Origin of the sequence: Sulfurimonas sp. (assembly GCF_032250635.1) — a bacterium.
In the GTDB taxonomy this organism is placed as follows: Bacteria; Campylobacterota; Campylobacteria; order Campylobacterales; family Sulfurimonadaceae; genus Sulfurimonas.
This window is the reverse complement of the sequence record NZ_JAVVFL010000179.1, coordinates 1-4,449: the sequence shown is the minus strand read 5'-3', so window position 1 is coordinate 4,449 and position 4,449 is coordinate 1. Positions and strand designations below refer to the sequence as shown.

Sequence of the window (4,449 nt, the reverse complement as noted above, 5' to 3'; positions counted from 1 at the left end):
GCTTCGGCTTCCATCATCGCCGTCTCACTTCTAACATGCTTAAACTCTCTTTTTACCGATACGCTCATGGCATCCAAGAAGAGCTTTTTTATCTCTGAGTTTTGAATGTCGATGGATTGTAAAACTGTTAAGTTTATGAGTCTAACCTCGACTATCGCATCTTTTACGTTGCTTTTATCAATGCTTGAGACTGAGTTTTCATAATCCTCACAATCTATCTCTTTTGTGAGAATAGGGCGGATATTTATCTCTTTGTACTCGACCTGCAGTTCATTGTAGAGGCTTATCTCTGCAAAGCCTTTTGAGTTTCGTTTGTCATTTAGGCTCGTTCTCTCGGTTGAGCCGCTGTAGTAGACGTTTTCATGCTTGCCGACTTTGCCAAAACCGTGCCAATGCCCGAGTGCGACATAGTCCATCATCTTAAAGATATACTCTTTATCACTCGGATAGACCCACTCGCCAAACTCGTTCATAAGGTAGGTCGCACCCACTGAACAGTGCATCATCATAATGTTCTTTTTGCTTTTCTCAATTTGTGATTCGCAAAGTTCTATCTGCGAGAGCGCCTTTGTTTCGTCGTTCATGTGGGGCAGGGTGTGAAATATTATATGTTCGAACTCTATTTTTTTATACTCTTGATTGTAAGCTACATGTATGTTTTTAAAGTTTTCAAAGATTTTGAGTATGGGCGAGCTTAGGTTTGTTCTGGGCGTTGAGTGGTTTCCCGCTATTAGGATAAAAGGGATATCAAGAGAGTCTATGATCTTAAACTGCTCAAGCGCAAAAGTGATAGCTCGGTTTGAGGGACTTGAGCGGTGAAAAAGGTCGCCAGTATGGATGATGTAATCGGGCTTTATCTCTTTTATCTGTTCTACGACCTGAGAAAAAGCGTCGTAAAAATCAGCTTCTCTCTGGTTTATGTTTTCATCATTTAAGATGTCTAAGTCGTTAAAACCTAAGTGAGTATCGCTAAAATGTAATATTTTCAAAAAAAATCCTAATTCAACAAAAAAATTAGGATTATGATAACTAATGTTTGAGTAAAGTTTCTATAAATTAATATATTCTTTTTACAGAAGTAATGAAAGGTTCATATCTGCTTCCATACTTTACTTCTATCTTGTATTGTAAAGAGGTGTTGCGCGTGTTATTATGACTATTTATTGGTTCGATGTCTTTTAAAAGATATTTAAATTTATAAGGCAGATGAACAGTTTGAACATTAAGTCGTTGTATATAACCGTACAAGGTTTTTTCTTTATAATATTTAACTAACCCCACAACTCCTTTAACTATGAGATAATTTGCTTTGTTTGGATACTTCTGTCTTAATCCTTCATACTCTAAACCTGCATCGATAGCAAAAAGTCTTGATTGTGATATTTGTTCACGAGTAAAATTGTTTTTGGCATTCTTATAATCTCCTTGCTTTTTCTTGTCGTCTTTATTAGCATTGTATAAAGCCTCTTTTTCCATTAATGCTGCTTCTGCTGATTTTAAAGATTTTTTATACAATTCACCATCATTTTCCAATACGATAAAGAGCTCCTTGGTTGGTGTTCTTGTCCCATCTTTAGAGTACAAATATTTATCTGTATCAAAGCCCAACTCTTTTAATTTATCGATGTTGAGAAAATTATCTTGATGTGAACGATTTAAATTATTTGCAGTTCTGTATATAAGTCTAAGAGATACACTGTTGTTCTCTTTTCGTATAGAACTCGGTGGTTGAAGTTCTCTTTGTGTTAATGTTACCTCTGATGTCGTTTCGCTTGATCTATTGATATAAACACCCAGAAGTATAACCACGTTGGTAATAACTAACAATGCAAAAGCTGATGCAAAAAGCTTAGAGGACAATTTAAATATTTTCATAATAGATTCTCCCTTGTACTTTTTAACAACTCGTTTCTAACTCTTTTGAGTATCATAAGTATGAAAACGGCACTTAACCCTATGATTAGAAAGAAAATATATTTTGGCATCCAACTCCACCACCAGTTAAAAAACTTTGAGTATAGAAAAATAACAAAAAATACATTCCCCATATTTGTAACTTCCGATAGACCTTTTTTTATTCCAACATATATAGCAAAGGCACTAAAAGCAAATCCTATGACTTGGTAGAAGCCCTCTATTGAGTTTTCAGCTAGATTTATATAACTTATTGAGCCATTATTTGACAGGATTAATACAGGCAAGAAAAATAAAAACATAGAAAAATATCTGTAAATAACATCAAAGTTTGTGTATTTGGAATGATTTATAAAAGAGAGTAAAAACAGGATTAAAGCAACAGGAAAAAAGTTCTCAGGATGATTTGAAAAGTTAATCCAATAAGCTCCAGCCCAAACTCCAACTTTTGCTGATAAAAAAAATGAAAAGAATATAATTCCTACGCCTAAAAGCAGTCTGGCGTTTAAAGCGTAAGCCAGTAAAAATGCAAACAGTGAGAATACCAAAGAAGCGTTTAGTGAAGGTGTAATGTTGAATATTTGAGCGATCATAGATATATTTAATACAAATGCAGTAAAAGTTAGCAGAGCTGCGATTTTTGTATAGTAATCTTTGTTTTGTTTATTTGATAGGTAATATGTAAAGAAAAGTAAAATAGTCGGAGTAGAAATAAGTATGAAAACTTGTGTAGTTTCTTTAAAGTCACCCCAAAATTGCAAGAATAGAAACAATATACTAAATGCTAATCCAAGAGCCGCTAAAAATGAGACTATTTTCATACCAAGACTAAGTTGCTTTTCATTTTTAGTTGTATCTATGTCAAACTCTAAAGAGTAGTTTGATAAAAGATTTTGGTGGTATTTGGCTATTTTTTCATTTTGTTCAGCGGTAAGTAAAATTACATCCGTATCTTTTAATATTTCAAGTTCTGCTTGAAACGACCTAATCTGATCAGCCCTTTGTTGTGCTCTAAGAGTCGATGTTGTACTCATATATAAATCCTAATTAACAAAAATAATTATTAAATAGTATCAAATATTTTCTGAACTTTACTATATTTTCGGTATATGTCCTTTTTTACCATAATTATTTCTTAAAAAACTTATGGTAAAAATTCTCTATCGTTCTTAGCTTTGTTCTGCTTATCGCCAAAGCGCCGCTCTCGACTCTGCCGCTTGTAACCGTTGTACCTGCGGCTATCATAACATTGTCTTCAATAGTTACTGGCGCAACAAGCTGGCTGTCGCTTCCAATGAATACGTTTTTGCCGATGATTGTTTCATACTTTTTGATTCCGTCGTAGTTGCATGTGATAACGCCTGCGCCGATGTTTGTCCCCTCATCTACGGTTGCGTCGCCGATGTAGCTAAGGTGACCGGCTTTTACGCCCTTTAGAGTTGATTTTTTAACTTCTACAAAGTTTCCTACATGTGAATCTTCAAGCATTGATGCAGGGCGCAGATGTGCCAAAGGACCAACATCGGAGTTTTTAACTATGCTCTCTTCAACAACGCTGTGCGCTTTTATGTGAGAGTTGATTATTTTAGAACTTCCCGTTATGCGGCATCCGTTCTCTACAATACATTCTCCCTCAAATGTCACATCCTCTTCTATATAGATGGTTGAAGGAAGCTGCATCGTTACGCCCGATTCCATCCATTTTGTTCTAATTCTTTTCTGCATAATCTCCTCGGCACTTGCCAAATCTTTTTTGGAGTTTACGCCCTTAAACTGCTCCTCATCAACCAAAAGAGGAGAGACGCTAAGCCCATCGGCTCTTGCCATGGAGACAATATCCGTGAGGTAGTACTCTTTTTGGGCGTTATTGTTATTTAGCAGAGGGATGTATTTGTCCAAAACACTTTTAGAGAAGGCGTATATACCGGCATTTACGGTTGTTACCTGCAGTTCAGCTTCTGAGGCATCTTTTTGCTCGACTATCTTTTTTACCTCTTTGTCTTCAATGATGACGCGACCATATCCATCAGGATTTGGCAGATCAAAAATAGACATCACAATGTCAGAGCTGCTGTGTAAAAATCCATCAAGAGCTTTGGCTGTTATAAGCGGCATATCCCCGTTTAGTACCAGAACTTTTTCATTCTTAATAGAGATGTTTTTCATAGCTCCGCCTGTTCCGGGGAAGTTGATATCGTCTTGAGTGACAAAATTTATATCGTTAAAGTTGTTGCTTACGGCTTTTTGTACGGCATCTTTTTGATGAGCAATAACAACGGTTATGTCATCGCTTATTTCTCGTGAGGCTTTTATAATGTAGTAGAGCATCTCTTTGGCGCAAATAGTATGCAAAACCTTCGCTTTAGAGGACTTCATTCGGCTTCCTTTTCCGGCAGCCAGGATAACAATACTGATTTTGTTTTTGTTCATTTTTTTAACTCTTTAAATTGTTTGACAAATTATACCTTTTGGCGCTTATGTTTGAAATTAAATGTGCAAAATTCCTTTTTAATTGAAGAGCCTAATATTTTTTGT

The 4,449-nt window shown here is 35.6% G+C and carries 4 protein-coding genes; all 4 read right to left on the bottom strand.

Annotation, left to right across the window (positions count from 1 at the left end):
* Nucleotides 1-989, bottom strand: a 989-nt coding sequence (locus RQ763_RS09860) for a DNA repair exonuclease (protein WP_314152723.1), incomplete at its 3' end; no start/stop codon positions are given.
* A gap of 67 nt (nucleotides 990-1,056) precedes the next feature.
* Entirely contained in the window at nucleotides 1,057-1,875 is an 819-nt protein-coding gene (locus RQ763_RS09855; RefSeq protein WP_314152722.1) for a DUF4824 family protein, read from the bottom strand.
* On the bottom strand, nucleotides 1,872-2,948 hold the full coding sequence (locus tag RQ763_RS09850; RefSeq protein WP_314152720.1) for a DUF2157 domain-containing protein: 1,077 nt from the start codon (nucleotides 2,946-2,948) through the stop codon (nucleotides 1,872-1,874). Before RQ763_RS09850 ends, RQ763_RS09855 begins: the two co-directional genes overlap by 4 nt.
* A 94-nt stretch (nucleotides 2,949-3,042) precedes the next feature.
* A complete protein-coding gene (gene glmU, locus RQ763_RS09845; protein ID WP_314152719.1) occupies nucleotides 3,043-4,344 on the bottom strand; it encodes a bifunctional UDP-N-acetylglucosamine diphosphorylase/glucosamine-1-phosphate N-acetyltransferase GlmU in 1,302 nt (433 codons plus the stop codon).
* Between the last annotated feature and the right edge of the window lie 105 nt (nucleotides 4,345-4,449).